A 24,467-nucleotide genomic window follows, 5' to 3' on the forward strand; every position below is an offset into this window, starting at 1 on the left:
AAGTGAAGCCATAGAAGTTAGTTCACACACGCGTGTCGGGGTCATCACACCACACCCCCCCCCCCCCCCCGAGGGGGGTGGGGCACGGCGGCGCCGGCCCTCCCCCGGCAGGGGAGGGCCGGCGCGTTGGCGGCGGGTCGTCAGTTGTTCGGATCGTCGGCGCTGATGTCGGCCAGCACCGACTGCGGTTCGCGCTCGACCGCGAGGTCACCCATCGAGACGAGACCCACCAGGCGCCCGTCGTCCATCACCGGCAGCCGGCGTACGGCATAGGTGCGCATCAGGTCCGCGGCGGCCACCGCGTCGTCGTACTGGCTCACGGTGATCACATTGCGGGTGGTGATCTGGTTCAGCCGGGTCGAGCCCGGGTCCATGTTCTCCGCGACACCACGGACCGTGATGTCCCGGTCCGTGACGATACCGACGACACCGTTGCCATCGGTCACCACCACGTCACCAATCGCGCTGTCGCGCATCTCCTGCGCGGCGGCGATGAGCGTCTCGTTGCCGTCCATCGTCACCAACCGGGTCGTCATGAACTCTCCGACCGTTGTCATGGTGCTCCCCTCTCGGTGTCGGCACGGCCCGTCTACCCGCCGCACGGGAGGGGGTAACGCCGACGGCCGGGCCGCTGTCCGGGGCAGGCAGCTGTCGCGACCGCGGCCCGCGGCCGTTCCGCGACACCGCCTAATCGACAAGGTCGTGACGCCGGGCGAGATAGTGGTACAGACCCCACCAACTGGCCGAGGGCAGCACCGCCTAGCGTGGGTGGGGTGCTGACGGGCGAGCGGGAGCTGAGGGATCTCGTCGCCGGCAACGCCTGGCTGACCCGGGCTCTGACCGTGGTCCGCGACTCCGGCCTGCCGGACGCCTGGATCGGCGCGGGCGCCCTCCGCGACCTCGTTTGGAGCGAGCGGTACGGCGACGGGTTCGACCCGGCGACGGTCCGCGACGTGGACGTGGTCTTCTTCGACCCGATGAGACTGTCCCGCGACGACGACCACCGGGCCACCGCCAGACTCGCCGCGGCCTGGCCGGCGCCGCCGTGGGAGGCACGCAACCAGGCGGCGGTGCACACCTGGTACGCGTCGAAGTTCGGCGGCGATCCGATCGACCCGTACCGCAGCGTCGCCGAGGCGGTGGCCACCTGGCCGGAGTACGCGACCGCCGTGGCGGTGCGGCTGCGCCCGACCGGTGGGCTGGAGGTCTGCGCCCCGTACGGCCTGGCGGATCTGCTGGGCGGGGTGTGGCGGCACAACCCCGCCCGGGTGGGCGTCACGCTGTCCCGGCAGCGACTGGCTCGCCACCGGCCCGCGCATCGCTGGCCCGGCGTGACAGTGATCGAGCCCGGCTGAGCCGGAAGTCGTCGCCCAGGGGGCAGGCGTCAGTCGCAGTCCGCGGCCCCGCAGGCACGGACGTGGTTTCCGAGCCTCTCAGGCGCGGGGCGGCATTCCGTAGATCCGCTCCACGTGCAGGCGCAGCACCAGCCGCCGGTCGGCGACCATGGTGTTGCGATAGTCGGCCCAGTCCGGGTGCTCGCCGCGAAGCGACCGGTAGAGCCCCACCAGCTCCTCGACCGTGGCGTCGTCGACGTCGGCCGCCGGAGCGGTCAGCTCGGCCCGCCCCTCGACCACCGCGTACGCCCACCCGTCCTCGCTGCCGACGTGGAAGCTGGCCCGCGGGTCCCGACGAAGGTTGGCGGTCTTGGCTCGGCCGTCCGTGACGGACACCCGGATCAGGCCGGCCGCGCGGTCGAACGAGTAGACCACTGTGGACAGCTGGGGTCGCCCGTCGCGTTTGAGGGTGGCCAGCACGCCCATCGAGCGGCCGGCGATCAGGTCGGTCAACGCCTGCTGGGTGGGGTCCTCCGGCACGGCTTCCTCCAGGTGGCGCGGTCGGCTACGTCCATCCAAACATGACCGGCGTGCTCCCGCCCCCGATGCACCGCCGCCCGCCACGGACTGCGGGCCCCCACCGAGACCGGCGGGAGCCCGCAGTGATCGCAACGGTCAGCGTCGCTCGGCGGCCACCAGCTCGGCGAGCTGTACGGCGTTGAGGGCAGCGCCCTTGCGCAGGTTGTCGTTGGAGCAGAACAGCGCCAGCCCGTACTCGACGGTCTCGTCGGCGCGGATGCGGCCCACGTAGGTCGGGTCCTGCCCGGCGGCCTGCAGCGGCGTCGGCACGGCGGTCAGCGCGACCCCGGGCGCGTCGGCGAGCAGTTCGTGGGCCCGCTGCGGGGTGATCGGGCGGGCGAAGCGGGCGTTGATCTGGAGCGAGTGGCCGGTGAAGACCGGAACCCGGACACAGGTGCCGGAGACCTTGAGGTCGGGGATTTCCAGGATCTTGCGGCTCTCGTTGCGGAGCTTCTGCTCCTCGTCGGTCTCGAACGAGCCGTCGTCGACGATCGAGCCGGCCAGCGGCAGCACGTTGAAGGCGATCGGCTCGGCGAACGAGCGCGGCGCGGGGAACTCCACGGCCGACCCGTCGAAGGCGAGCCCGGCGGCGTGCTCGGCGACCTTGCGGACCTGCTCGTCCAGCTCGGCGACGCCAGCCAGGCCGGCGCCGGAGACCGCCTGGTACGTCGAGACGACCAGGCCGACCAGACCAGCCTCGGCGTGCAGCGGGCGCAGCACCGGCATCGCGGCCATCGTGGTGCAGTTGGGGTTGGCGATGATGCCCTTCGGGCGGTCGGCGGCGGCGTGCGGGTTGACCTCGGCGACCACCAGCGGCACCAGCGGGTCCATCCGGAACGCCGACGAGTTGTCGATCACCACGGCGCCGGCCTCGGCCACCCGGGGAGCCAACTCTCGGGCGGTGCCCTTACCGGCGGAAAAGAGCACGATGTCCAGCCCGGAGTAGTCCGCGGTCGCGGCGTCCTCGACGGTCACCTCGCCGTCGCGCCACGGCAGCGTCCGCCCGGCGGACCGCGCCGAGGCGAACAACCGCACCTGCTCCGCCGGGAACTCCCGCTCCGCCAGCACCTGCCGCATCACGCCACCGACCTGGCCGGTGGCCCCCACAATGCCGATCCTCATGCCCGGAGGCTACCCACCCCACCCCCGAAACCGGGACCCCTTTCCCACCCCCCGGGTCCCGCCTCACACCCACCCCCACCACCACCTCCCCCACCTCACCCCCTGTCGATCATGAAGTTATTGCCGCGACACGCCGTGCCGAGTGACAACAACTTCATGATCAACGGGCTGAGGGCTGAGGGCTGAGGGCGGGGGCGGGAGGCGGGAGGGGGTTAGGGGAGGAGGTCTCCTAGGGCGGCGGACTCGAGGTCGTTGCGGATCACGGCGGCGTCGCCTTCGATGACCAGGGTCAGCGCTTCCGGGTGCAGGTGGGTGGCCGCTGCCGCGGAGACCTGGTCCACGTCGGCGTTGAGCAGTTCCTCGCGCAGCCGGGCGTGGTAGTCGTCCGGCAGGTCGTGCACCACAAGCGTGGTCAGCGCGGAAGCGATCGCCCGGGGGCTCTGCAACTCGACCGACAGCTGCCCGGCCCGCCAGGAACGGGCCACCGCCAGCTCGTCCTCGGTCACGCCTCCCGCCTGCGTACGGGTGATCTCGCCCACCGCCTCGACCAGGGCCGGCGCGGTGACGGCGGTCTGCACGCCCGAGCTGACCGCGAACCGCCCGAACCGGCGGGACGAGGCGAACTCGCCCCGGATGCCGTACGTGTAGCCGCGCACCTCGCGGATCAGGTGGTTGAGCCGGGAGGTGAACGCCCCACCGAGCACCGTGCCCGCGAGGGTCATCGGCACGTGGTCGGGGTGCGCCCGGTGCGGCGACGGGTGGCCCAGCCGCAGCGTGGACTGCACCGAGCCGGGCCGGTCCACCAGGATGATCCGGCGGCCGGTGTGCAGCGGGACCTCGATCGGGCCGCCCCGCTCGGCCGGACCGCCCCCGGTGCCGGCGAACGCCGCCCCGGCCAACGCGTCCAGGTCGATCCGGTCCAGGTCACCGGCGACGATCAGGGTGCCGGGCCGCAGGAACCACTCGGAGTGGAAGACGGTGATGTCCTCCACGTCCAGGCCGGCCACCGAGTCCGGATCGCCGTACATCGGTCGTCCCCAGCGGGTGTCGGCGCCGAACAGGTCGGCGCGCAGCGCGGCGTCGGCGCGCGGGCCGGGGTTGGCCCAGTCCATCCGCAGCGCGGTGGCCTCGTCGTCGCGCACGCGCCGGACGTCGGCCGGGTCCAGCCGGGGCGTCCGGACGGCCTCGGCGAGGAGTTGCACCGCGGCGGTCAGCCGATCCACCGGGACCTGCACGCTGATCTGGAACGAGTCCCAGTCCAGCCCGGTCACCAGCTCGGTGCCGAGCGCCTCGATGGCCAGCGCGTACGCCGTGGCGTCCCGCTGCGCGGTGCCCTCCTCAAGGGCCTTGGCGAGCACGCCGCCCAGCCCTTCCTTGCCGGTCAGCTCCCGGCCGGCGCCGGCGTCGAGCAGCAGCAACGCGACGGCGAGGTTCTGCCCGGGCAGGTGCGCGGCGACCACCTGGCCGCCGCCCGCCGCGCGGCGGACCACCGGCGGGAACCGGTACGGGCGAGCGGCACCCGGGCCGGGACGGTCGGCGATCAGCGTCATGCGGTCTCCTCGGGCAGGTAGGTCAGGGTCACCCGGTCGGCGGCGCCGAGCACCTCGGCGGCGGTCTCGGCGATCTGCTCGGCGGTCACCGCGAGCCAGGCGGGCAGCCGGTCGGCGGCCCGGGCCGGGTCACCGAACTGGGTGGTGTACCGCCCGAGCGTGTCCGCGCGGCCGTCCACCGTCGACATCTGCCGCCACCACGCGGTGCTCAGCAACGCCTTCGCCCGGTCCAGCTCGGCGGCGGTGACCGGCACGGTGGCCAGCTCGTCGACGACCTCGGCCAGCCCTTCGGCCAACCGCTCGGCGCTCACGCCGGGGCGGGCGGTGGCGGTGGCGATCAGCGGCGCCGGGGCGTGCGCGAGGTCCACCCCGTACGCGCCGACCAGATCGGGTTGTGCGATCCGCTCGCCGTCGGCGAGCCGCTGGTAGAGCCGGCTGCCCCGGCCGCTGCCGAGCACTGTGGCGAGCACGGTGAGCACGTCGTAGCCGGGGCTGCCGAACGGGTGACCACGGTGGGCGATGTAGACGCGGGGCGCCGGCACGTCGGCGATCACCGTCTCCACGGCGGGCTTCCCGGTCGCCGGGACGCTGCGACCGTCCGGCGCGGGCGGGATGTCGTCGCGGGCAGGCAACGCGCCGAAGTACTTCTCGGCCAGCGCGAACACCTCGGTGGCCTGGGCGTCGCCGACGACTGTGAGCACCGCGTTGTTCGGCACGTAGTACATCTCGTGGAACGCCTGGAAGGTGGCGAGGTCGGCGGCGTTCAGGTCGGCCATCGAGCCGATCGTCGAGTGGTGGTACGGGTGCCCCGGCGGGTAGAGCAGCGGCAGCAGGCGCAGCCAGGCATCCCCGTACGGGACGTTCTCGTAGCGCTGCCGGCGCTCGTTCTTCACCACGTCGCGCTGGTTGTCCAGCGTCTCCTGGGTGAGCGCCGGGACCAGCCCACCCATCCGGTCGGCCTCCAGCCAGAGCGCCAACTCCAGGTGCTCGGCCGGGACCGTCTCGAAGTAGTTCGTCCGGTCCGGGTTGGTGGTGGCGTTGAGCGAGCCACCGGAGCCCTGGATCAGCTTCATGTGCTCGGTCTTCGCCACGTTCACCGAGCCCTCGAACATCAGGTGTTCGAAGAGGTGGGCGAAACCGGTCTGCCCGGCCGGCTCGTGCCGGGATCCGACGTCGTACCAGAGATTGACGGCCACCGCGGGTGCGGTGCGATCCTCGCTCACCACCACGCGCAGGCCGTTGTCCAGTCGGGACGTCTCGATGGGCCAGGGGTAACCACTGTCGGGCATGGCACGACGCTATCCGATCTCGCGGGCGGAAAGGTGACGTGCCGCCGGTCGGCGAGCCGGCCGACCGGCATCGACTCTGCCGGTCGGGGTACCGCAGAGCAATGACCCCACCGACCCCCGTTCCGCCCGCGCGCCGCACCGTCGGACCGGCCGCCAGGGCGGTCGAACGCGCCACCGCCGCGCTCGGCCGGCTGCTGCATCCGGCCGGCCGGTCGTTCACCGGCGAGGTGACGATCTGGGGTACGCCCGGACCACCCACCGGGGTCGCCCTGCTGGACGACCCCGGCCGGTACGCGGCCACGGTCCGGCTCTCCAGGGGTACGCCCACACCCGGCGGTTGGCCGGACGTGCTGGGCCTGGCGGTGCGTGTGCACTCCCCCACCGGCCGCCCGTTCGACCTGCTGGTCAGCTCCAGCGGCGCCGCTCCGGTGCTGCGGAACCTGCCGCTGCCCCGCCGCGGCTTCACCGGGACGTACAGCACGATCACGTGTTACCGCCTGGGCCGGCGTCGTCTCTGGTTGGCCGCGTTGGCCGACCCGGACTCGGTCGACCTCGGCCGCACTCTGGCCGCCGTCGCTGCCGCGGCCCGGACGGACGCGCCGCGCGTGGTGCTCGCGGTCGCGTCCGCCGTCGGGCCGTGGCGGCCGGTCGGCCAGGTCAGCATCGGCGCCCCGCTCGACGCCGGGGAGGACGGCGCACTCGCGTTCGACCCGGTGCGCAACCTGCCACCCGAACTGCGGGCGGCCGGCCCACTCGCCTGGCTGCGCGAGCAGACCTACCGGGGGTCACGCCGGGCGCGCGGCGCGCGGGCTCAGTCCGGCGGTTCGACGGCCACCGTCTGATCCGAGGTACGACGTTCCAGCACCGTGTCCGGGGCCACGTTCTGGTCCTCCTCGCGGATGTCCGACTCGGCGAGGATCGCCTCCGCCTGCGCCTGCGGGTCGTCGCTGCCCACCGCCTCCTCCTCGGGAAGGAGGTGGTGCGCGCGGGACTCCGCCCGCTCCTGCTCGCTCTGCTCGTCAGTCATGGGACCCCTGTTACCCCCCGCCCGGACTCGGCACGCGATGTTCACCCCGCATCTTGGGACGATGCCACGGGCACCCCCGCCCGGTCGGGTAGGCTGGCTCCCGTGACGCGTTCCTATCGATGGTTTAGGCAGCCGGCTCCCACGCCGGTGACTTCACCATGAACTGACGTCACCACGGACCGAGCCGGCTGGGCAGGAGCTGTCGTTCCTGCCCTTTTGCGTACGAGCAGCCGGCTCGTCCCGGGCACCGGCCCCGGGCACGGTCGGCGAAAGGATGCCCACCGTGACGACCCCGGAGACCGATCGGGTCAGCGATCAGCGGATCGACCGTGTCGTGCCGCTGACCACACCCGCCCTGCTGCACCACGAGTTGCCCCTGGACGCCTCGCTCGCCGCCGCCGTGTTGAACGGCCGACGCGCGGTGGGCCGCGTGCTGGACCGCGAGGACGACCGCCTGCTGGTGGTGGTCGGCCCGTGCTCGGTGCACGACCCGGCCGCCGCCCTCGACTACGCCGAGCGTCTGCGCGCCGCCGCCGACCGGCTCGCCGACGACCTGCTGATCGTCATGCGGGTCTACTTCGAGAAGCCGCGGTCCACCGTGGGGTGGAAGGGCCTGATCAACGACCCTGGGCTGGACGGCAGCGGCGACGTCAACACCGGCCTGCGCCGGGCCCGGGCGCTGCTGCTCGACGTCCTGCGTCTCGGCCTTCCGGTGGGCTGCGAATTCCTCGACCCGATCACCCCGCAGTACATCGCGGACACGGTGGTGTGGGGTGCGATCGGCGCCCGCACGGTGGAGAGCCAGGTGCACCGGCAGCTCGCCTCCGGCCTGTCGATGCCGATCGGCATGAAGAACCGCCCCGACGGCAGCATCGGCACCGCCGTGGACGCGATCCGCGCCGCCGGGGTGCCGCACGTCTTCCCGGGCATCGACTTCTCCGGCACCCCGGCGATCATGCACACCCGCGGCAACACCGACGGGCACCTGGTGCTGCGCGGTGGTGGCGGTCGGCCCAACTACGACGCGGAGTCGGTGGCGGGCGCGCTCGACCTGCTCCGGGCGGCCGGGTTGCCGGAGCGCCTGGTCATCGACGCCAGCCACGCCAACAGCGGCAAGGACCACCGCAACCAGCCGCTGGTCGCCGCGGACGTGGCGGCGCAGATGGCCGCCGGCCAGCGCGGGATCACCGGTGTGATGCTGGAGTCGTTCCTGCTGCCCGGCCGGCAGGATCTCGACCCGACCCGCGAGCTGGTGTACGGCCGCTCGGTCACCGACGCCTGCCTCGGCTGGGACGACACCGCCGAGGTGCTCGACCACCTGGCCACCGCCGTACGGGCCCGTCGGGCCACGCTGCCAACCCGGGCGTGAGGGTGTGACGGCCGGCACTGCGGTGCGCGGAACACGGGACGGTGGGGCCTGGTTAACTGAGGTGTCGGTGTGCTCAGTGTCCCCGGGCCTCACCTAAATAGCCCTCGCGGAATACCGTTCGGCTGGAGCCGCGTCGCGCCACTCGCCGAGAGGCGACCTGCACACCGACACCGGCGCCGCCCCCGGCCCACAAGGCTCGGGGGCGGCGCTGTCTGTACAAGAGCACCGTCGCGCCACCGACGCAGAGCATGCTCCCAACGCGCCTTTGCTCTGCTTCCACGGACGCAACAGCCAGCGCCCAAAACCGTTGCGTAGGTTGAAGCAGAGCAAAGGAAGCCTCGTGGGTCACCCTCTCGGCAGGTGGGCCCACCGGCGCGACGTTTGACCGATTCCGCCCCGGGTAGCTGATCGGCGTGACCGACGACGCACCCGTTGCCGACGAGCCGGACACCCACGCCCTCGATGACCTGCTCGATGACATCTTCCGAGGTCAGGAGCGGGTCACCCAGGGGGATATCTACCGCCGGGCGGTGGCCGCCGAGCTACCGCCGGATCTGCTCGCCCGGATCGACGCGCTCCCCGAGGGCGAGTACGCGGTGGACGAGGCCAGTGACCTGCTGGGCGGCACCGTCGCCTGAGCGACCCCAGAAGGGACACCGACATGACGCACCACGAGGACCACGACGAGAAGGTGCCGGCGTTGGGCCAACCACCGAAGGGCAGGGACACCACGCCCGAGCCGGACTTCGCCAACGAACACGACCGCACCGCGGTGGACCGGGACATCATCACCGGGGACGACGAGGACGAACGGGAGCCGGAATCGCCGCACGGCTGGTCCGGCATGCAGCGCTGACGCGTACGAGAGTGGGGGCCGGCTGATGCGGGCCCCCACGTCGCGTTCGTCGTCGGGTCAGTCGTCGTCGTGCCCACCCTCGGCGGCCTGCTGCGCCGTGGCGTACGCCATCTGGAGGAAGTCGGACGCGGCCACCGCCGTCAGCGCGGTGGCCACCAGACGCGTGAGGCGGGGGGCGAGCACCAGGCCCCCGGTCAGCCCCGTGGCCACCCAGACCGCCAGGCAGAACGGGCAGCTCAGCAGCTCGCCGATGGCGTGCCGGGTGGAGCTGCCCGAGTCGCGGACCTGCTCCATCACCTCACCGCTGCCGATCGGCCGGTCATAGCGGGTGAACGGCGCCCGCAGCGGGCTGGTGATCGCGTCCTTGGACAGCAGCCGGCTGAGCTTGTGCGTGGCGATGGAGAGCAACACGACGTCGGCGGGGGCGGGGCGTTCGGGCACCGGGCGGCCGGTCACCTTGACCAGGCCGGCCAGCGCCCCGGTCACCCCGGCGTAGGTGCCCATCGCCACCAGGTAGCCGCCGAGCGGCCGGTGCTCGTGCGGCGCGTACGCCCGGCGCAGCCGCGCCGCCTTCTGTCGCAGGCCAGTGTCGCTCACCGTTCTCCTCACATGTCGTCATGGTGCGAAAGCGGCCGTCGGTGACGGTGTCAGCCGGCCTGGAGGTTGTCGGCGACCTCGCGGGCGAGGTTGGTCAGCGCCTCGTCGGCCAACTGGTCCGGGTCGGCGCCCGAGCCGTCGGTCAGGTCGAGCTGGATCCGGGCGCCGCCGGAGTCAGCCGGGTCCACCCGGATCTCGGCGGCCCAGTCGGCGTCGCTCCAGCGGGCCCGCAGCTCCTCGCCCCTGATCTCGGCGGGAGGGCTCCCGTCGTTGCGCAGCGGCGCCGGCAACCAGGCCGAGGCCCGAGCCGGGTCGGTGGCCGTGTTGAAGACCACCTCGGGTGGCGCGGACATGCCCCGCACGGCTCGCGCCGGCATCAGACGTCCCGCAGGCGGCTCGGGTCGACCTCCCGGCCCGGGTGACGGGCGAGGTACTCGGTCTCCAGGTCCGCCGTGCGCCGCAGGTGGTTGGCGAGCGCGGAGTCGGCCGCGTGCCGGAGGGTGTCCAGCCGGGTCCGGTGCAGGCTGTGCATCTCGCGGATCAGATCGTCGTCGGTCAGCTCCGTCGGGTCGACGCCCAGCGCGTCGCCGTCAAGGTCGGCGCCACCGGAGTCGGCGAGGTGGTCGCCGCCCCACTCGGGCACCCGCTGTTCAGGGCTCATCTCCGTGCTGCCGCTGGACCCAAAGCCGTCCTCGCGTACCGATCCGGTCATCATCGCCCCCCTGGTCTCGTTTGGGCTGGCGTCTAGACGGATGCCCACACCGGGGAACGCCAAACCATCCCGCCCGCGTGGCAGCTACGACACCGTGTCGGAGAGCGCCGCCGTTCCCGGTACCCTCGACGCCATGAGGTGGCTCTGGACCCCGGCGTGGATCGCGCGTCACGTGGCCATGGTCGTGCTGGTCGTGGGCTTCCTCGGGCTGGGCTGGTGGCAGATCAGCCGGGCCACGGCCGGCAACAACCTCAGCTGGGGGTACGCGGTCGAGTGGCCGATCTTCGCCGGCTTCGTGGTGTACGTCTGGTGGCGCGAGGTGCGGCTGGCACGCCACAACGCGGAGGCAGCCGCGCAGCCACCGGCGGACCCCGCCGACGCACCGGCCGCCGAGCCGCCGCCGGCCGCGACCATCGGCTCCCGACCGGCGGTACGCCGACCGGTGCGGGTGGCCCGGGTGCCGGTCAACGCGACGCCCGGCGACGACGCGGCCCTGGCCGCCTACAACGACTACCTGTCATGGTTGAACGCCAATCCGGGCGCCCGGCCCGGTGACTATCCCGGCTGAGCCGGGGCTCGGAAGGACGGACGAAGGTGGGCGCAGCCCTTACCCGGTACCGCGTGATCGCCTGGATCGTGGGCGTGGTGCTGATCCTGCTTGTCGTTGTCGGCATGCCACTGAAGTACGCGTTCGACAACCCGGTCGTGGTGGAGACGGTCGGCCCGGCGCACGGCTTCCTCTACATGATCTACCTGGTGGCCGCGTTCGACCTGAGCCGGCGGGCGGACTGGCCGCTGAAGCGGATGCTCCTGGTGATGCTCGCCGGCACCGTGCCGTTCGTCTCGTTCTACGCCGAGCGTCGCGTCACCGCCTGGCTGGACCGGCCCGCCACCCGTACGCCGGAGCCGGTCGCCAGCTGACCGGCCCGGCGGCGGGTCTGGTCAGCGGCTGGGCCGCCACGGGTCCGCCGAGGCGAGGGGGTCGACCCAGCCGCCGTACCGGTTGACCTCCCGGGCGCGCAGCAGCGCCCGGGTGACCTGACCGAACTGCCGCTCGTTGTCGGCGCTGAACAGCAGCACCTCCGCGCCCCGGTGCCAGCCCCACAGCTCGTACGGCGGTGGGCGCCAGCGGTCGCCGACCAGGGCGAGTGCCGCCGGCAGCAGGAGCACCGCCCCGAGGATGAGGTACGCCTCGGCGGTCAACCGTTGCAGGCCGCCGCTGAAGCCGAGGAGCAGGCCGACCACGCCGATCATGGATGCGGTGATCACCACCGCCCGGACGGCGATCCGGTCGTGCGGGCCTCGGGTGGTGCGCAGGTGGGTCAGGTCGACGATGCGATAGCTGGTGCGGCCGACGGTGAACCGGTCGACGGTGACGATGATGCCGGGTCGCGCGTACAGCAGCGTGGACCTGGCTCCGGGCACCGTTCGTTGCGGTCGCGTCTTTGCGCCTTCACGATTCACGGTTCCTCCCGTGGGGCGGTCTGCCGGGTTCGGTCCGTGGCCGGGCATCGCTGCCCGGGGACGGGATTCCCGGCTGCGGCTCCATTGTGTTGGGGCACCGCCACTCCACCTGGGCATTTACGATTCCGACCTGCTCACCCGACCGGGGGACATCGCCGCGAAACAGCATACATTTCAGGTTTTGTCGGATATTGGCGGAGGCCATCCGACGGCATACGCCCGGAACGACGAATGTCAGATATCGGTCAGCGGATGCGAAAAAGGGCTCGCGGGCGGTCCCCCTCCCGCGTCAGCAGCCCCGCTGGTGTCATCCGACAGCAGCGGCACTTCGCGCCACTTCGCCAACTTTCGCCCCTGCTTCAACTGCGCGGCACAACCGTCCCGGGTTAGGTTGGGCGAGCCGGTCCGGCCCAGTGCCGTCCACCCGGATGGCCCCGGCCGGTGTCGCCGAGGGCGTCAGCAGCCCCGTCGGCGGCCGTGGGAGAGGAGCCCTTCGCTCTTGTCATCCCTGAGAACCCTGCTGCGCACCGCGGTCCTGGCCGGCATGTCGGCCGCACTGATCGCCCCGACGGCGGTGGCCCACGCCGAGCCGTCCCCCGCCGACCTGACCCACCGGATCGAGACGTCCTCGGCAGAGTTGGAACGGATCGTGGAGTCCTACAACAAGCTCACCGAGGACATCAAGGTCAACAAGACCGCGGTGGCCCGATTACAGGCCCGCATCGGCCCCCTGGAACAGCAGGCCGAGCAGAGCCGGGCCGACGTCGCGGCACTCGCCAACACCGCGTACAAGAGCGGTGGCCTGCAGACGATGGACGCGCTGCTGCGTCCCGGCGGCTCCGTCGCTCTGCTCGACCGGCTCGGCACCCTCGATCAGCTGACCCGCCAGCGCCAGGAGCGCATCTCCGGCTTCACCGCGAACCAGCGGCGGCTGCTCGACGAGAAGACACGCCTGGACGCCACGCTGACCCGGCAGGCCGCGCAGGCCCGCGAGCTGGCGGCGGGCAAGAAGCGCATCGAGAGTGACCTGGCCGACCTGTACGAGCTGCGCCGGCAGGCGTACGGGGCCGCCACCGAGCGACCCGCGCCCAAGGCGGCGGAGGCCGAGGCCACAAACGTGCCCGCCGTGGCCGGGGACGCCGGCGCTGCGGTGCGCTACGCCTTCGGGGCGGTCGGCAAGCCGTACGTCTGGGCCGGTGAAGGGCCGAACGGCTACGACTGTTCCGGACTGACCCTCGCGGCCTGGCGGGCGGCCGGCAGGTCGCTGCCGCACAACGCACGGATGCAGTGGGGAGCGGTCGCCCACATCGGTCGGGGTGACCTGCGCCCGGGAGACCTGATCTTCTACAGCGGGCTCGGGCACGTCGCTCTCTACGTGGGCGACGGTCAGGTCATCGACGCGCCGAGCGCCGGTCGCAACGTGCTCAAGCGCGGCATGAACATGATGTCCATCCACGGCTACGGCCGGGTCCGCTAGCCCCGACCCGATACGGCGAACGGCCGGCGTCCCCCTATCGGACGCCGGCCGTTCGCCGTCATTACTACCAGGTCAGGCTGCCTGCAGCCCCTCCGCCCGGGCCAGCTCGCGGAGCCGGCCGAGGGCCTGGATCTCCAGCTGCCGGATCCGCTCGCGGGACAGCGAGAAACGGGACGCGACCTCGGTCAGCGAGTGCTCGCGGCCGTCCTCCAGCCCGTAGCGGGCCCGCATGATGCCGGCGGACCGGTCGTCGAGGTGGTTGAGCAGCCCCTCGATGCGCTGCCGCTCCAGGCCGCTGAGGACGATGTCCTCCGGCGACGGCGCGTCGCTGTCGGCGACCAGGTCGCCGAGGTTCGTGTCGCCGTCGTCGCCCACCGGGGTGTCCAGCGAGACGGTGTCCTGCGACCAGCGGCGCAACTCGTTGACCCGCTCGACGGTGACACCGAGCGATGCGGCGATCTGCTCCGGCTCGGGGTCGCTGCCCAGTTCACGGGTGAGCTGCCGGATGACGTTGCGCATCCGGTTGACGTCCTCCACCAGGTGCACCGGCAGACGGACGGTGCGCTCCTGCTGAGCGATCGCCCGGCTGATGGCCTGGCGGATCCACCAGGTGGCGTAGGTGGAGAACTTGTAGCCACGCTCGTAGTCGAACTTCTCGACCGCCCGGACGAGGCCGGTGTTGCCCTCCTGAATCAGATCCAGCATGGGCATGCCCGAGCGCACGTAACGACGCGCGATCGACACGACCAGTCGCAGGTTGGCGCGGATGAAGAGGTCCTTCGCGCGCTCACCCTCGACGACCAGCCGCTCCAGGTCGGCCCGGTCGACACCGTCGGGAACTGCGTCTTCGCCGAGCAGGTGCTCCGCGTAGAGGCCAGCCTCGATCGCCTTGGAGAGATCGACCTCCTTGGCGGCGTCCAGCAGTGGCGTCCGGGAGATCTCGTGCAGGTAGACGCCGACCAGGTCGCGCTCCTCGGCAACCTCGTCGGTGCGCATGCCGATTTTCTTGTCCACGTTGCCCACGGTCCCCTCGCTCGCGCCGGTTGCCCGGTTCCTTGCCATTCCCCACGTCCGGTCAGCCCCTGGTAACTTCTGCTGTGCCCGCCGTCGCTGACACCTACACAACAGATGAGACGTGTCGGGGATTCCATGTCGTGAGTCGAAAGTGTCACGAATGCCTGAGTAGTTGCTGAGAGCACGGTCCATGTTTGCTGTCAGCACCCGTCGGGTGGCGCGCCGCTGGGCACCTCGGACGGGTTGGCGGGTCGACGAATCGCTGATCGCCCGCACCATGGCAACACCGCCGCCCGCGCCGGCACAGCGACCCGGGTCACCTCCGTGCTGCGATCCTGGTCACTGCCAGATACGCAGCGATGGGGCGGTCGGTTCATCCACGGGGGTGTTATTACCCCCGGCCCCGGTGAACAATCCGGAGCCCCGTTCGCTTCCCGGGCGGTGCGGGCTAGGAGGCGAGCAGGGCGAGAGCCCCGCGAACCTGGTCGGCGGAGCGCGCCAGGGCGGCTCGGGCGGCGGCCACCTCGGCTCCGGAGACCAGCGAGACCAGCGCCGTCTTCAGGTCGCCGTCGGCCGCGCTGAGGGCGCGTCGGGAGACCTCCTCCGAGCAGCCGGTCGCCTCCACCAGGATCGAGATCATTCGTCCCCGGAGCTTCGCGTTGGTGGCCACCATATCGATCATGAGGTTCGAGTAGACCCGACCCAGGCGCACCATGACGGCGGTCGAGAACGTGTTCAGCACCAGTTTCTGCGCGGTGCCCGCCTTCATCCGGGTCGACCCGGTGACCACCTCGGGTCCGGTGTCCACCCCGATGAACACGTCGACCGACCGGGCGGCCTCCGCCTCCGGATTGGCGCACAGCAGCACCGTCGAGGCGCCTGCGGCGCGGGACGCGGCGAGCGCCCCGAGGACGTACGGGGTGCGTCCGCTGGCCGCCAGACCGACCACCAGGTCACCGGCGCGCACACATCCGGCGGCCTCGTCCGCCCCGTTCCGGTCGTCGTCCTCGGCGTCCTCCACGGCCCGCCACATGGCGTCCGGGCCGCCGGCCAGGTGGGCACAGAACCAGTGCCGGGGCGAGTTGAAGGTGGGAGCCAACTCGGCCGCGTCGAGCACGCCCAGCCGGCCGGAGGTGCCGGCCCCGAAGTAGTGCACCCGGTGCCCGCCGCGCAACGCCGCCACCGCCAGGTCGACGGTGGTGGCGATCTCGTCGAGCACCGCGGCGACCGCCGCCGGCACCCGCCGGTCGGCTTCGTTGATCACGGTGAGCACGTCCCGGGTCGACATCAGGTCGAGGTCCGCGCTGAGGGGGTTGCGTCGTTCGGTGGGTGCGCCCACCCGGACGCTCGGGCGGGCGGGCGGTGCTGACATGTCCTCGTCCGGCTCCACCGAACCGGGCGTCATGCCCGTCTCCGACTGGCACCCACCCGGTGCGACTGGACCGCCTCGGCGGTCGCCTCCAGGGCCTTGCGGGCCCGGGACCGGTTGCGGGCGGCCACCCCGACGAAGAGGCAGTCGACGACGGTGAGCTGGGCGAGCCGGCTGGCCGTCGCTCCGGAGCGGTAGGTGGTCTCGCGGGCCGCGGTCGTCAGCACGAAGTCGGCGACCTCGGTGATCGGCGAGCGCGGGAAGTTGGTCAGCGCCACGGTGGCCGCGCCCCGCGTCCGGGCCTGCTCCAGCACCTCGATGACGTCGGAGGTGGTGCCGGTGTGCGAGATGCCGATCGCGACGTCACCGCGGCCGAGCAGGGCGGCCGAGGTCAACGCGGTGTGCACGTCCGGGAAGTAGAAGGCGATCCGGCCGATGCGGTGCAGCTTCTGCTGGAAGTCGGAGGCGACGAATCCGCTGGCGCCGGCGCCGTAGATGTCGATCCGGCCCGCGCTCGCGATCGCCTCGACCACCTGCTCGCAGACGGCCGGGTCGAGCTGCTCGGCGGTCTCCTCGACGGCTCGGGCGTCGTTGAACGCGATGGTGGCGATGATCTGGGCGAGGTCGGCGCCGGGCGGGATGTCACCGCCGACGACGCGGGCGTCCGGCGGCTCGATGCGGCGGGCGGCCTCGGCGGCCAGCCGGATGCGCAGCTGTGGATAGCCGTCCATGCCGACCGATCGGCAGAACCGGATGACTGTTGCCTCCGACGTCTCCGCTGCGGTGGCGAGGTCGGTGATGGTCCGCCGGGCGGCGGCGGCCGGGTCGGACACGACCAGCCGGGCGACCCGCTGCTCGGCGGGCGACAGCGACGGCAACAGCCCGCTGATGTGGACGATCAGCCCACCAGGCTCGTGACTCGCAGAAATCTTCGGACTCTTCGCCACGGATGAAACTTACTTTCACGAGGCGTGAGCGTCAACCATGACCGTATGTGGTGGGAAAAGTGTCGACGACCCGGATCACGCGTTCCGCACAGCCTGCCACCTCTCCCAGGATCGCCGCCTCATCCGCCGGGTCGAGTCCACCCTGCCGTACGGCGTCGGGCCGCGCTGTCATCCAGGACACGGTCGCCCGAACGGTGTCGGACAACGGACGGATCGTCAGACCCGCGTCCAGCGCCGGCCGGGCATCCCGGTCCATCAGGCCAGCCCCCTCCGGCAGTCGCACCCAGAGCGGCAACGCCCGCTCCCCCGACCATTCGCGGACGTCGCGCGCCAGCAGGAAGTCCTGATCGACCCAGGTGAGGTGCGGGTCGGCGACACCCAGACCGGCCGCCACGCCGGTCAGCAGGTCGGCGCGGGACATCGCCGGGCCGGTGCCGTCGTACGTGCCGGCGAGGCGGGCGTCGGCGGCGTGCAGCAGCCAGCCGGCCAGGTCGGCGACGTCCACGAACTGCACCCGGTCGGTTGGCCGTCCGGGCGCGAGAACCTCCCCGCCGTTCGCCAGTCGTCGCACCCAGTACGGGAAGCGGTCGCTCGGGTCCTCGGCGCCGACGATCAGCCCCGCCCGGCAGATGAACGACCGCTGCGCACCCATCAGTTCGCGAACCAGCCGCTCGATGCTGACCTTGCACTCGCCGTACCAGCGGTGGTCCGGGCCGACCGGAGCGTCCACGTCCGGCGGGGCAGGCGACAGCAGCGGGGCGTGCGCCGCGGTCTGACCCGGGGCGGTGTTGTCGGCGTACACCGAGATCGTGGACACGAACGACCAGTGACCGACGTGGTCGGCCAGCGCGGCGAGCGCGTGCCGGGCGTGGCTGACCTGGCGGGTCACGTCCACCACCGCGTCGAAGCCGTCGCCGGCGAGCGACACCAGCGCCGCGGGGTCGTCGCGGTCGACCGGCACGAACCGCGCACCGGTCGGCACGACACCGGACACGCCCCGGGCCGCGCAGGTCACGTCGTGGCCCTGCGCGACGGCGAGCCGGGCCACCGCCCGGCCGAAGAACCGCGTGCCACCGAGAATCAGGATCCGCATCCGCCGATCCTGCGCCGCCGGTGGCCGATCATGCCAACCACTCTGCTGTCGGCAGAGCGCCGGTCGCCCGATGGGTGGGCGCGGTGGACGCTAGCGTGTGGCGCATGGCGGAGCGCAGCGTGGTGGTGACCGGAGGCACGGGTGGGCTCGGCGGGGCGGTCGTCGCCTCGTTCGTCGACGCGGGCTGGCGGGTGGTCGTACCGCAGCGGGCAGCCCGGCCCGGGTCGGAGCCGGCGGCGGACGGGCTGGTCCGGGTCATCGCGGACCTGACCGACCCGGCGGGCGCGGCCCGCGTCGTCGAGGCCGCCGTCGGCGACCCCGCGGCGCCGCTGCGGGCGGTGGTCAACCTCGTCGGCGGGTACGCGAGCGGCGGCCTGGTGCACGAGACACCGGTCGAGGAGTTCGAGCGGATGCTCACCGTCAACCTGCGACCCACGTACCTGGTCACCCAGGCCGCGCTGCCGCACCTGGTCGCGGCCGGCGGCGGCGCGGTGGTGTGCGTGTCGGCCCGGGCGGCCCTCACCCCGTTCGCCGGCGCGGCCGGCTACGTCACGGCCAAGGCGGCGGTGCTGGCCTTCGCCAACGCGGTCGCGGTCGAATACCGCTCCCGCAACGTGCGCTGCAACACCGTGCTGCCCAGCGTCATCGACACCCCGGCGAACCGGGCCGCGCAGCCCGACGCCGACCACTCCCGCTGGGTCACGCCGGCCGAGATCGCGCCGGTGATCCGCTTCCTGGCCTCGACGGACTCCGCGCCGACCACCGGGGCCAGCGTTCCGGTCTACGGACGCGCCTGAACGAGCAGGGACGTTATGTCGCCGCGCCCGGCCCGCTCCTGCGCCGACGCGGCGGGCGGGGGTGTCGGGGCGGGCGGGGGCGCCGGCTGCGGCACCTCGGGGGGCGCTGACCCCTCCGCCGACGGCCGGGTGGGGTCGGGGCGGACGTCCGACCGCAGCCAGGTCGACAGGTGCGCCTGGATCTGCTCGGTCACCTCCTCGGCCGAGCGGCCCGCGTCGACGAGGACGAAGCTCGGGTACTCGGGCAGGGTCCGGTAGGCGGTGTCCGCCGCGGTGAGCCAGCCCATCGACTCGTGGTCGGTGCCGCGCTCCTCGATGCGCTGGTATGCCACGGCCGGGTCCACGGCGAGCAGGAAGGTCACCTGGGGCGTCGGGAACAGGCGGTAGCCGGCCCGGGCCAGACGCTCCCAGCGGTGCCCGCCGTGCGCGCGGATGCTGGCGTACTGGCAGGCCGAGTAGCGGTCCATCACCGCCGTCCGGCCGGTGAGCAGGCAGCTGAGCAGGGCCGCGGCGATGGCGAGCCAGCGAAGCACGGACTCCACCGCCAGGACGCCGTCGCGCCCGACGAGCCGTTGCGCGTCCGGCAGGCCGAGCCGGTGCGCGAGCCGGCCGAGCCAGCGACGCCCGCTGGCGTTGCGGCGGTACGTCGCGGGGCGGCCGGCGGCGGTCAGCGCGTCGGCCAGCCGGTGTGCCTGCGTGGTCTTGCCCGAGCCGTCGATGCCGATCAGTGCGACGGTGCGCAATCGGGCTCGGCCGCGTCGCGTCCCCGATGATCTGGCCACCCTCGACAGGTTATCCGACCCGTGCTTGCGCCCCGTGACGTTTGTTGCCATTTGTCACCGTTGGCACCCGACCGCGACGACACCAGGTGTGGGCGACCGGAATGCCGGGTACGGGAGTTCGAATCCAACCGCCTGTCCACCAACACGACCGACGGGAGATCCAGATGGCTGAGCGCGGAGACGAGAGTCTGGTGCACACCCTCAAGAAGGTCGCCGCCGTGCTCAAGCAGTCCGAGATCCCGTTCGCCCTGGGCGGCAGCTTCGCCGTCTACGCCCACGGCGGCCACTCAAGCGACCACGACGTCGACTTCCTGATCCGCGAGGCCGACGTCGAGCGGTCCCTGGAGGCGCTCGTGGCCGCGGGCTTCCGCGCCGAGCGGCCGCCGGAGGACTGGCTGGTCAAGGTCTTCGACGACGGGCGGATGGTGGATCTGATCCACCGGCCGATCGAGACGCCGGTGACCGAGGAGACGTTCGCCGACACGGTCGTGCGGCCGGTGGACGCCATCCACATGCCGGTCCTCTCCGCCACCCAGCTGATGGTGCACAAGCTGCTGAGCTTCTCCCAGCACTACTGCGACTTCGCCCGCGGCCTGCCACTGGCCCGGTCGCTGCGGGAGCAGATCGACTGGGAACGGGTACGCAAGGAGACGCAGCACTCGCCGTACGCCGAGGCGTTCCTGGTGCTGCTGGATCGGCTGGAGGTGGTGCCGGACACCGGCACCCAACCAGGAGAGGAGACACCGTGACGCACGATCGCGACAGTGGCGCGGGGCCGCCGGACGAGTACGTCGAGGCGGAGATCCACCGGCTGCTCTCCGAGGATCCCGCAGTCGCCGAACAGGGGATCACCGTGGTCCGGCGGGAACGCGCCCTCGTGCTCTACGGCGAGGTGGAGAGCCCGCACCGGCGGGAGGAGATCCTGCGCCGGGTGTCGGAGCGCTTCCCCGACGTGCCGATCACCAGCGACATCGGTGTGATCCGCGCCCAGGCGCCCACGGAGATCGAGCAACTGCCCTGAGGGAGGTTTCATGGTGATCCGGATCGCCGCCGTGGGCGACGTGCATCTGGACGAGGACGTGGTCGGCCGGTTCCGCCCGGCGCTTGAGGAGCTGCCGGAGTGCTCCGACGTGCTGCTGCTGGCCGGCGACCTGACCCGGCACGGCACCGAGGCTGAGGCGCGCTGCGTGGCGCAGGAGTTCGGCGGGTTGGCCGTGCCGGTGGTGACCGTGCTGGGCAACCATGACCACCAGTGTGACCAGGTGCCGCAGGTCGTGAAGGTGCTCGAGGACGCGGGCATCACCGTGCTGGAGGGCGACGGCGTGGTGCTGGACTGCGCGGGCGGCCGGCTCGGCATCGCCGGCGTCAAGGGCTTCGGCGGGGGTTTCGCCGGCCGGTGCGCGAGCGACTTCGGCGAGCCGGAGATGAAGGCGTTCGTCCGGACCACCAACGAGAGCGCGGACCGCCTCGGTAAGGCCCTGCGCTCGCTGGACTGCGACATGCTGGTCGCGCTGACCCACTACTCGCCAGTTCCGGACACGTTGGCCGGCGAGCCGCTGGAGATCTACCCGTTCCTGGGGTCGTACCAGCTCGGGCAGGCGATCGACTCGGCGCCCACGGCGCTGGCCCTGCACGGGCACGCGCACGCCGGCACCGAGCGCGGCACCACCCCGGGAGGGGTACGCGTCCGCAACGTGGCGCACCCGGTGATCAAGCAGGCGTACAGCGTCTTCCATGTCGGGGATCAACTCGACACCGACCAGGTTTCCCCGATCGGAGGGTCGGGTAGTCAGAGGTCATGGAGCTGATTCTCTGGATTCTCGCAGTCGTACTCGTGGTCGCCGGCATCCTCGCGCTGTTCCGCCGGCAGATCCTGTGGGGCGTCGTCCTCATCGTCGTCGGGCTGTTGGTCGGCCCGGGTGGTGTCAGCATCTTCAATTGACCGTTCGCACCTTCTGACAACTCATCACAACACCGGGACCCGTCGGGGTCGCCGCGACCGGAGCTTTCGTCCTCCCGACAGAAGCCCCGGCCGCAGCGGCCCCGGCGCTTTTTTGTGGGTTTCACCCGACGTTCAGCGGCAATATCTCGACCATGGAGACATCTCGCGAGGCACGGCCCGCCTCCGGCCGACGGTCGCGCTGGGCGCTCGCCGGCTTCGCGGCGGCGGTCTTCGTCGCGGCCGCGATCGGCGGGCTGGGCGTGCAGGGCACCACCGACGAGTACGCGAGCCTGCGCCAGCCGGGCTGGGCGCCGCCCTCCTGGCTCTTCGGCCCGGTCTGGACCGTGCTCTACGCGCTGATCGCCCTGGCCGGCTGGCTGGTGTGGCGTCGGGTCGGCTTCTCCCCCGCGCTCTGGGCGTGGACCGCCCAACTCGTCCTGAACGCCATCTGGACGCCACTGTTCTTCGGCGCGGGGCGGTACGGGCTGGCGTTCGCCGAGATCGTGGTGATGTGGCTGGCGATCGGCCTCACCGTGGCGCTCTTCGCCCGGGTGTCCCGGGTCGCGACCGCGCTGCTGCTGCCGTACTGGGCGTGGGTCACGTTCGCCGCCGCGCTCAACCTGTCGATCTGGCGACTGAACACCTGACCGGCGCCGGCCCTCCGGCGGGAAGCGGTCCCGCCGGAGGACTCAGGCCCCGTCAGCAGCGGGGCACGTTCGGGATGTAGCCGTCGTAACCGGTGTAGACGTACGCGTCGGCGATGAAGCGGCCGCTGCCGATGCGATCCCAGATCGAGCTGGTGCCGTACGTGCCGGTGACCGTGGTGCCGCTGGTCTGGCAGGCGATGGTCACCCGGGTGCCGTCGGCGACGGTGCCCACCGAGGCGTACCCCGTGCCCGGGCCGGAGCGGACGGTCAGCGGCGTGCCGCTGGTGTCGACCGTGGCGTTGCCGGTGCCCGAGCTGCACCCGTTGTCGCTGGTGTAGGTCTTGCTACCCCAGTACAGGCCGAGCGTGCCGTTGAACCTGACCTGGATGTCGTTGCCGTTGAGGCGCTGTTCGTAGTGCAGGTGGGGGCCGGTGGACCCGCCGGTGCTGCCCACCCAGCCGAGCACCTTGCCGTAGCCGACGGTCTGCCCCACCGAGACGTTGAAGCCGTTGAGGTGGGCGTAGTAGGTCGTGTAGCCGCCACCGTGGTCGATCCGCACGTACTTGCCGTAACTGGTGCCGCCGAGGTCGGTGACCCGGTCGACAGTGCCGGGGGCGCTGGCCACCACCGGGTCGCCGAGGTCGTCGGTGCGGTTGAAGTCGACCGCGTACGCCGGGCTGTGGTCCGACCGGGTCTGCCCTGACCAGGACTGGCCGCACGGGAACGGCACCTTGAAGGTCGGCGCGGCCAGCGCCGGGCTCGCCGGTGCGAGGACTCCCCCGACGAGCAGGCCCGTCACCAGCAGGCTGATCCACCGCTTACGCATCCAGCTCCTCCTATGTTCAAAACCTTCGATGAAGTGGCCTCAGCCTGACAGATATCGCCACTGTTCGAAAGAGTCGGGATCCGCGGCTGGGAGCGCGCCCAGCCGCCGGACACGAGGTTTCGGGATTGTTACTCGCTCGTGTCTGACAGGGGGTGGACCAGACCGGATGCAAGCGCTTACATGTGTGCACGCCCAATCGGACCGGCGAGGGTCACCAGCGGAGACCACGCCGGCTAGGAAGGAGGACGGCATGGCGGTCTTTACCAGACCACGCCAGGCCTTCGTGATCGCCGGTGTGCTCGGGCTGGCGCTCAGCGCCACCGCTTGCGGTACCGGTGACGACAAGAAGAGCGACAAGGCGGGCTCCGCGGAGTGCGCCCCATACGAGAAGTACCAGGGCCACGACGGCAAGAAGGTCTCCATCTACGCGTCCATCCGTGACGCCGAGGCGGACCTGCTCGAGCGGTCGTGGTCGCAGTTCACCGACTGCACCGGCATCGAGATCGCGTACGAGGGCAGCGGCGAGTTCGAGGCCCAGCTCCCCGTGCGGGTCGACGGCGGCAACGCGCCCGACATCGCCTTCGTGCCCCAGCCGGGCCTCGTGAAGCGGTTCGCGGACGCCGGCAAGCTGAAGTCCCTCGGCGCCGACACCAAGGCCCTGGCCGAGCAGAACATGCCGGCCGACTGGCTGAAGTACGGCACCGTCAACGGAACGCTCTACGGCGTGCCGCTCGGCGCGAACGTCAAGTCCTTCGTGTGGTACTCGCCGAAGACGTTCAAGGAGAAGGGCTGGGAGGTCCCGACCACCTGGGAGCAGCTCATCGCCCTGAGCGACAAGATCGCCGCCAGTGGCATGAAGCCGTGGTGCGCGGGCGTCGAGTCCGGTGACGCCACCGGCTGGCCGGCCACCGACTGGATCGAGGACGTCCTCCTGCGTACGGCGGGCGCCGAGGTCTACGACCAGTGGACCACCCACGCGATCCCGTTCAACGACCCGCGGGTCGTCGACGCGGTGGACCGCGCCGGCACGATCCTCAAGAACGAGAAGTACATGAACGGCGGCTTCGGCGGCGTCAAGAGCATCACCACCACCGCCTTCCAGGAGGCGGGCCTGCCGGTGACCACCGGCAAGTGCGCGATGCACCGACAGGCGTCCTTCTACGCCAACCAGTTCCCCGAGGGCACCAAGGTGGCCGAGGACGGCGACGCGTTCGCCTTCTACTTCCCGGCCATCGACGCGGCCAAGGGCAAGCCGGTGCTGGGCGCGGGCGAGTTCGTCGTCGCCTACGCCGACCGTCCCGAGGTGCAGGCGGTGCAGACCTACCTGGCCTCCGCCGAGTACGTCAACAGCCGCGCGAAGCTCGGCAACTGGGTCACGGCGAACAACAAGCTGGACATCGCCAACGTCGCCAGCCCGATCGACAAGCTCTCCGTCCAGATCCTGCAGGACAAGACCGGCGTCTTCCGCTTCGACGGATCCGACCTGATGCCGGCCGCCGTCGGCGCGGGAACGTTCTGGAAGGGCATGGTCGACTGGCTGAACGGCAAGGCGACCGCCCCGGTGCTCCAGGGCATCGAGAGCAGCTGGCCCAAGTGATCCCGGCGGTGGGGGGCGGGCGCGGGGCGGGGGGGGGCCGCCGCCCCCCCCCGCACCCGCGGGGGGGGGGGGAGTGT

31 protein-coding genes are annotated in these 24,467 nt (G+C 71.9%); 15 read left to right on the plus strand and 16 right to left on the minus strand.

The features are described from left to right. Positions 1 to 140: 140 nt before the first annotated feature. The gene (locus ABZU46_RS22945) at positions 141 to 557 is read right to left on the minus strand and encodes a CBS domain-containing protein (RefSeq protein ID WP_354860896.1); all 417 of its coding nucleotides are present in this window, start codon (positions 555 to 557) and stop codon (positions 141 to 143) included. Positions 558 to 773: 216 nt separating this feature from the next. Between ABZU46_RS22945 and ABZU46_RS22950 the strand changes: the two genes are divergently transcribed. Beyond that, positions 774 to 1,355 (plus strand): nucleotidyltransferase family protein, encoded by a 582-nt coding sequence (locus tag ABZU46_RS22950; RefSeq protein WP_354860897.1) that lies wholly within the window; start codon positions 774 to 776, stop codon positions 1,353 to 1,355. Positions 1,356 to 1,433: 78 nt separating this feature from the next. On the opposite strand, the gene ABZU46_RS22955 is transcribed toward ABZU46_RS22950, so the two are convergent. From ABZU46_RS22955 to ABZU46_RS22970, 4 genes are all read right to left on the minus strand, one after another. Then, positions 1,434 to 1,874 carry a PPOX class F420-dependent oxidoreductase gene (locus ABZU46_RS22955; protein ID WP_354860899.1) on the minus strand — a complete coding sequence of 147 codons (441 nt, stop codon included), beginning with the start codon at positions 1,872 to 1,874 and terminating at the stop codon, positions 1,434 to 1,436. A 135-nt stretch (positions 1,875 to 2,009) separates the two neighbouring features. Beyond that, positions 2,010 to 3,035, minus strand: a complete 1,026-nt coding sequence (locus ABZU46_RS22960) for an aspartate-semialdehyde dehydrogenase (RefSeq protein ID WP_354860901.1) — start codon at positions 3,033 to 3,035, stop codon at positions 2,010 to 2,012. A gap of 212 nt (positions 3,036 to 3,247) precedes the next feature. Then, entirely contained in the window at positions 3,248 to 4,585 is a 1,338-nt protein-coding gene (locus ABZU46_RS22965) for a pitrilysin family protein (protein WP_354860902.1), read from the minus strand. Beyond that, the gene (locus tag ABZU46_RS22970) at positions 4,582 to 5,874 is read right to left on the minus strand and encodes a pitrilysin family protein (RefSeq protein WP_354860903.1); all 1,293 of its coding nucleotides are present in this window, start codon (positions 5,872 to 5,874) and stop codon (positions 4,582 to 4,584) included. The genes ABZU46_RS22965 and ABZU46_RS22970 overlap by 4 nt, the downstream gene beginning before the upstream one ends. Before the next feature lie 101 nt (positions 5,875 to 5,975). On the opposite strand from ABZU46_RS22970, the gene ABZU46_RS22975 reads away from it, so the two are divergent. Beyond that, positions 5,976 to 6,716 (plus strand): phosphodiesterase, encoded by a 741-nt coding sequence (locus ABZU46_RS22975; protein ID WP_354860905.1) that lies wholly within the window; start codon positions 5,976 to 5,978, stop codon positions 6,714 to 6,716. Here ABZU46_RS22975 and ABZU46_RS22980 read toward each other — a convergent pair. Next, positions 6,686 to 6,901 (minus strand): hypothetical protein, encoded by a 216-nt coding sequence (locus ABZU46_RS22980; RefSeq protein WP_354860907.1) that lies wholly within the window; start codon positions 6,899 to 6,901, stop codon positions 6,686 to 6,688. The genes ABZU46_RS22975 and ABZU46_RS22980 overlap by 31 nt on opposite strands. A 274-nt stretch (positions 6,902 to 7,175) precedes the next feature. Between ABZU46_RS22980 and ABZU46_RS22985 the strand changes: the two genes are divergently transcribed. The 3 genes from ABZU46_RS22985 to ABZU46_RS22995 all read left to right on the plus strand — a co-directional run bounded on the left by ABZU46_RS22985 (position 7,176) and on the right by ABZU46_RS22995 (position 9,126). Further along, positions 7,176 to 8,270, plus strand: coding sequence for a 3-deoxy-7-phosphoheptulonate synthase (locus ABZU46_RS22985; protein ID WP_354860908.1), 1,095 nt, complete (start codon positions 7,176 to 7,178; stop codon positions 8,268 to 8,270). Between the two features lie 413 nt (positions 8,271 to 8,683). Next, positions 8,684 to 8,908: a hypothetical protein gene (locus tag ABZU46_RS22990; protein WP_354860909.1), complete on the plus strand. Its 225-nt coding sequence runs from the start codon at positions 8,684 to 8,686 to the stop codon at positions 8,906 to 8,908. 23 nt (positions 8,909 to 8,931) lie between these two features. Then, positions 8,932 to 9,126 (plus strand): hypothetical protein, encoded by a 195-nt coding sequence (locus ABZU46_RS22995; protein ID WP_354860911.1) that lies wholly within the window; start codon positions 8,932 to 8,934, stop codon positions 9,124 to 9,126. Positions 9,127 to 9,183: 57 nt separating this feature from the next. On the opposite strand, the gene ABZU46_RS23000 is transcribed toward ABZU46_RS22995, so the two are convergent. From ABZU46_RS23000 to ABZU46_RS23010, 3 genes are read right to left on the minus strand one after another with little or no spacing between them, the layout of a single operon-like run. Continuing rightward, complete coding sequence (locus tag ABZU46_RS23000; protein WP_354860912.1) at positions 9,184 to 9,723, minus strand: DUF1360 domain-containing protein; 540 nt, start codon at positions 9,721 to 9,723, stop codon at positions 9,184 to 9,186. A gap of 50 nt (positions 9,724 to 9,773) precedes the next feature. Further along, on the minus strand, positions 9,774 to 10,100 hold the full coding sequence (locus ABZU46_RS23005; protein ID WP_354860914.1) for a hypothetical protein: 327 nt from the start codon (positions 10,098 to 10,100) through the stop codon (positions 9,774 to 9,776). Continuing rightward, positions 10,100 to 10,438, minus strand: a complete 339-nt coding sequence (locus ABZU46_RS23010) for a DUF6158 family protein (protein ID WP_354860915.1) — start codon at positions 10,436 to 10,438, stop codon at positions 10,100 to 10,102. Before ABZU46_RS23010 ends, ABZU46_RS23005 begins: the two co-directional genes overlap by 1 nt. A gap of 130 nt (positions 10,439 to 10,568) precedes the next feature. On the opposite strand from ABZU46_RS23010, the gene ABZU46_RS23015 reads away from it, so the two are divergent. Both ABZU46_RS23015 and ABZU46_RS23020 read left to right on the plus strand, forming a co-directional pair. Next, positions 10,569 to 11,003, plus strand: a complete 435-nt coding sequence (locus ABZU46_RS23015) for a hypothetical protein (protein ID WP_354860916.1) — start codon at positions 10,569 to 10,571, stop codon at positions 11,001 to 11,003. Between the two features lie 26 nt (positions 11,004 to 11,029). Continuing rightward, positions 11,030 to 11,356 (plus strand): DUF3817 domain-containing protein, encoded by a 327-nt coding sequence (locus tag ABZU46_RS23020; RefSeq protein ID WP_234582096.1) that lies wholly within the window; start codon positions 11,030 to 11,032, stop codon positions 11,354 to 11,356. A gap of 21 nt (positions 11,357 to 11,377) precedes the next feature. On the opposite strand, the gene ABZU46_RS23025 is transcribed toward ABZU46_RS23020, so the two are convergent. After that, a complete protein-coding gene (locus ABZU46_RS23025; RefSeq protein WP_354860918.1) occupies positions 11,378 to 11,860 on the minus strand; it encodes a DUF6232 family protein in 483 nt (160 codons plus the stop codon). A gap of 583 nt (positions 11,861 to 12,443) precedes the next feature. Here ABZU46_RS23025 and ABZU46_RS23030 point away from each other — a divergent pair. Beyond that, the gene (locus tag ABZU46_RS23030) at positions 12,444 to 13,376 is read left to right on the plus strand and encodes an NlpC/P60 family protein (RefSeq protein WP_354860935.1); all 933 of its coding nucleotides are present in this window, start codon (positions 12,444 to 12,446) and stop codon (positions 13,374 to 13,376) included. A 72-nt stretch (positions 13,377 to 13,448) separates the two neighbouring features. Here ABZU46_RS23030 and ABZU46_RS23035 read toward each other — a convergent pair whose 3' ends face one another. The 4 genes from ABZU46_RS23035 to ABZU46_RS23050 form a co-directional block, all read right to left on the minus strand. Continuing rightward, positions 13,449 to 14,438: a sigma-70 family RNA polymerase sigma factor gene (locus ABZU46_RS23035; RefSeq protein WP_354860919.1), complete on the minus strand. Its 990-nt coding sequence runs from the start codon at positions 14,436 to 14,438 to the stop codon at positions 13,449 to 13,451. A 400-nt stretch (positions 14,439 to 14,838) separates the two neighbouring features. Continuing rightward, positions 14,839 to 15,795, minus strand: a complete 957-nt coding sequence (gene murQ / locus ABZU46_RS23040; protein ID WP_354860920.1) for an N-acetylmuramic acid 6-phosphate etherase — start codon at positions 15,793 to 15,795, stop codon at positions 14,839 to 14,841. Further along, on the minus strand, positions 15,792 to 16,706 hold the full coding sequence (locus ABZU46_RS23045) for a MurR/RpiR family transcriptional regulator (protein WP_354860921.1): 915 nt from the start codon (positions 16,704 to 16,706) through the stop codon (positions 15,792 to 15,794). The genes murQ and ABZU46_RS23045 overlap by 4 nt, the downstream gene beginning before the upstream one ends. Before the next feature lie 31 nt (positions 16,707 to 16,737). Further along, entirely contained in the window at positions 16,738 to 17,799 is a 1,062-nt protein-coding gene (locus ABZU46_RS23050) for an NAD-dependent epimerase/dehydratase family protein (protein WP_354860922.1), read from the minus strand. 104 nt (positions 17,800 to 17,903) lie between these two features. Here ABZU46_RS23050 and ABZU46_RS23055 point away from each other — a divergent pair, with 104 nt between their 5' ends. After that, the gene (locus tag ABZU46_RS23055) at positions 17,904 to 18,596 is read left to right on the plus strand and encodes an SDR family NAD(P)-dependent oxidoreductase (protein ID WP_354860924.1); all 693 of its coding nucleotides are present in this window, start codon (positions 17,904 to 17,906) and stop codon (positions 18,594 to 18,596) included. Here ABZU46_RS23055 and ABZU46_RS23060 read toward each other — a convergent pair. Then, complete coding sequence (locus ABZU46_RS23060) at positions 18,581 to 19,429, minus strand: thymidylate kinase (protein ID WP_354860926.1); 849 nt, start codon at positions 19,427 to 19,429, stop codon at positions 18,581 to 18,583. The genes ABZU46_RS23055 and ABZU46_RS23060 overlap by 16 nt on opposite strands. A 50-nt stretch (positions 19,430 to 19,479) precedes the next feature. On the opposite strand from ABZU46_RS23060, the gene ABZU46_RS23065 reads away from it, so the two are divergent. The 5 genes from ABZU46_RS23065 to ABZU46_RS23085 all read left to right on the plus strand — a co-directional run bounded on the left by ABZU46_RS23065 (position 19,480) and on the right by ABZU46_RS23085 (position 21,967). Continuing rightward, complete coding sequence (locus ABZU46_RS23065; RefSeq protein ID WP_354860937.1) at positions 19,480 to 20,127, plus strand: nucleotidyltransferase; 648 nt, start codon at positions 19,480 to 19,482, stop codon at positions 20,125 to 20,127. Further along, positions 20,124 to 20,399, plus strand: coding sequence for a hypothetical protein (locus ABZU46_RS23070; RefSeq protein WP_354860927.1), 276 nt, complete (start codon positions 20,124 to 20,126; stop codon positions 20,397 to 20,399). The genes ABZU46_RS23065 and ABZU46_RS23070 overlap by 4 nt, the downstream gene beginning before the upstream one ends. A 10-nt stretch (positions 20,400 to 20,409) precedes the next feature. Beyond that, positions 20,410 to 21,186, plus strand: a complete 777-nt coding sequence (locus ABZU46_RS23075) for a metallophosphoesterase (RefSeq protein WP_354860928.1) — start codon at positions 20,410 to 20,412, stop codon at positions 21,184 to 21,186. Continuing rightward, positions 21,177 to 21,320, plus strand: a complete 144-nt coding sequence (locus ABZU46_RS23080; protein WP_165947907.1) for a GPGG-motif small membrane protein — start codon at positions 21,177 to 21,179, stop codon at positions 21,318 to 21,320. The genes ABZU46_RS23075 and ABZU46_RS23080 overlap by 10 nt, the downstream gene beginning before the upstream one ends. Before the next feature lie 152 nt (positions 21,321 to 21,472). Beyond that, positions 21,473 to 21,967: a TspO/MBR family protein gene (locus ABZU46_RS23085; protein ID WP_354860930.1), complete on the plus strand. Its 495-nt coding sequence runs from the start codon at positions 21,473 to 21,475 to the stop codon at positions 21,965 to 21,967. A gap of 52 nt (positions 21,968 to 22,019) precedes the next feature. Here ABZU46_RS23085 and ABZU46_RS23090 read toward each other — a convergent pair whose 3' ends face one another. Then, complete coding sequence (locus ABZU46_RS23090) at positions 22,020 to 22,793, minus strand: peptidoglycan DD-metalloendopeptidase family protein (RefSeq protein ID WP_354860932.1); 774 nt, start codon at positions 22,791 to 22,793, stop codon at positions 22,020 to 22,022. Between the two features lie 250 nt (positions 22,794 to 23,043). On the opposite strand from ABZU46_RS23090, the gene ABZU46_RS23095 reads away from it, so the two are divergent. After that, positions 23,044 to 24,390, plus strand: a complete 1,347-nt coding sequence (locus ABZU46_RS23095; RefSeq protein ID WP_354860934.1) for an ABC transporter substrate-binding protein — start codon at positions 23,044 to 23,046, stop codon at positions 24,388 to 24,390. Positions 24,391 to 24,467 lie beyond the last annotated feature (77 nt).

It is taken from the genome of Micromonospora sp. NPDC005197 (assembly GCF_040608295.1).
Classification (GTDB): Bacteria; Actinomycetota; Actinomycetes; order Mycobacteriales; family Micromonosporaceae; genus Micromonospora.

Excerpts from the sequence above, each read along its gene's own strand:
- ABZU46_RS23075 (WP_354860928.1), top strand. The coding sequence starts at position 20,410 with ATGGTGATCCGGATCGCCGCCGTGGGCGACGTGCATCTGGACGAGGAC.
- ABZU46_RS22965 (WP_354860902.1), bottom strand. The coding sequence starts at position 4,585 with ATGACGCTGATCGCCGACCGTCCCGGCCCGGGTGCCGCTCGCCCGTAC.
- ABZU46_RS23080 (WP_165947907.1), top strand. The coding sequence starts at position 21,177 with ATGGAGCTGATTCTCTGGATTCTCGCAGTCGTACTCGTGGTCGCCGGC.
- murQ (WP_354860920.1), bottom strand. The coding sequence starts at position 15,795 with ATGACGCCCGGTTCGGTGGAGCCGGACGAGGACATGTCAGCACCGCCC.
- ABZU46_RS23015 (WP_354860916.1), top strand. The coding sequence starts at position 10,569 with ATGAGGTGGCTCTGGACCCCGGCGTGGATCGCGCGTCACGTGGCCATG.
- ABZU46_RS23050 (WP_354860922.1), bottom strand. The coding sequence starts at position 17,799 with ATGCGGATCCTGATTCTCGGTGGCACGCGGTTCTTCGGCCGGGCGGTG.
- ABZU46_RS23060 (WP_354860926.1), bottom strand. The coding sequence starts at position 19,429 with ATGGCAACAAACGTCACGGGGCGCAAGCACGGGTCGGATAACCTGTCG.
- ABZU46_RS22945 (WP_354860896.1), bottom strand. The coding sequence starts at position 557 with ATGACAACGGTCGGAGAGTTCATGACGACCCGGTTGGTGACGATGGAC.
- ABZU46_RS22970 (WP_354860903.1), bottom strand. The coding sequence starts at position 5,874 with ATGCCCGACAGTGGTTACCCCTGGCCCATCGAGACGTCCCGACTGGAC.
- ABZU46_RS23010 (WP_354860915.1), bottom strand. The coding sequence starts at position 10,438 with ATGATGACCGGATCGGTACGCGAGGACGGCTTTGGGTCCAGCGGCAGC.
- ABZU46_RS22985 (WP_354860908.1), top strand. The coding sequence starts at position 7,176 with ATGCCCACCGTGACGACCCCGGAGACCGATCGGGTCAGCGATCAGCGG.
- ABZU46_RS22975 (WP_354860905.1), top strand. The coding sequence starts at position 5,976 with ATGACCCCACCGACCCCCGTTCCGCCCGCGCGCCGCACCGTCGGACCG.
- ABZU46_RS22995 (WP_354860911.1), top strand. The coding sequence starts at position 8,932 with ATGACGCACCACGAGGACCACGACGAGAAGGTGCCGGCGTTGGGCCAA.
- ABZU46_RS22980 (WP_354860907.1), bottom strand. The coding sequence starts at position 6,901 with ATGACTGACGAGCAGAGCGAGCAGGAGCGGGCGGAGTCCCGCGCGCAC.
- ABZU46_RS23085 (WP_354860930.1), top strand. The coding sequence starts at position 21,473 with ATGGAGACATCTCGCGAGGCACGGCCCGCCTCCGGCCGACGGTCGCGC.
- ABZU46_RS23095 (WP_354860934.1), top strand. The coding sequence starts at position 23,044 with ATGGCGGTCTTTACCAGACCACGCCAGGCCTTCGTGATCGCCGGTGTG.
- ABZU46_RS23055 (WP_354860924.1), top strand. The coding sequence starts at position 17,904 with ATGGCGGAGCGCAGCGTGGTGGTGACCGGAGGCACGGGTGGGCTCGGC.
- ABZU46_RS23090 (WP_354860932.1), bottom strand. The coding sequence starts at position 22,793 with ATGCGTAAGCGGTGGATCAGCCTGCTGGTGACGGGCCTGCTCGTCGGG.
- ABZU46_RS23065 (WP_354860937.1), top strand. The coding sequence starts at position 19,480 with ATGCCGGGTACGGGAGTTCGAATCCAACCGCCTGTCCACCAACACGAC.
- ABZU46_RS23005 (WP_354860914.1), bottom strand. The coding sequence starts at position 10,100 with ATGCCGGCGCGAGCCGTGCGGGGCATGTCCGCGCCACCCGAGGTGGTC.
- ABZU46_RS23035 (WP_354860919.1), bottom strand. The coding sequence starts at position 14,438 with ATGGCAAGGAACCGGGCAACCGGCGCGAGCGAGGGGACCGTGGGCAAC.
- ABZU46_RS22960 (WP_354860901.1), bottom strand. The coding sequence starts at position 3,035 with ATGAGGATCGGCATTGTGGGGGCCACCGGCCAGGTCGGTGGCGTGATG.
- ABZU46_RS23030 (WP_354860935.1), top strand. The coding sequence starts at position 12,444 with ATGTCGGCCGCACTGATCGCCCCGACGGCGGTGGCCCACGCCGAGCCG.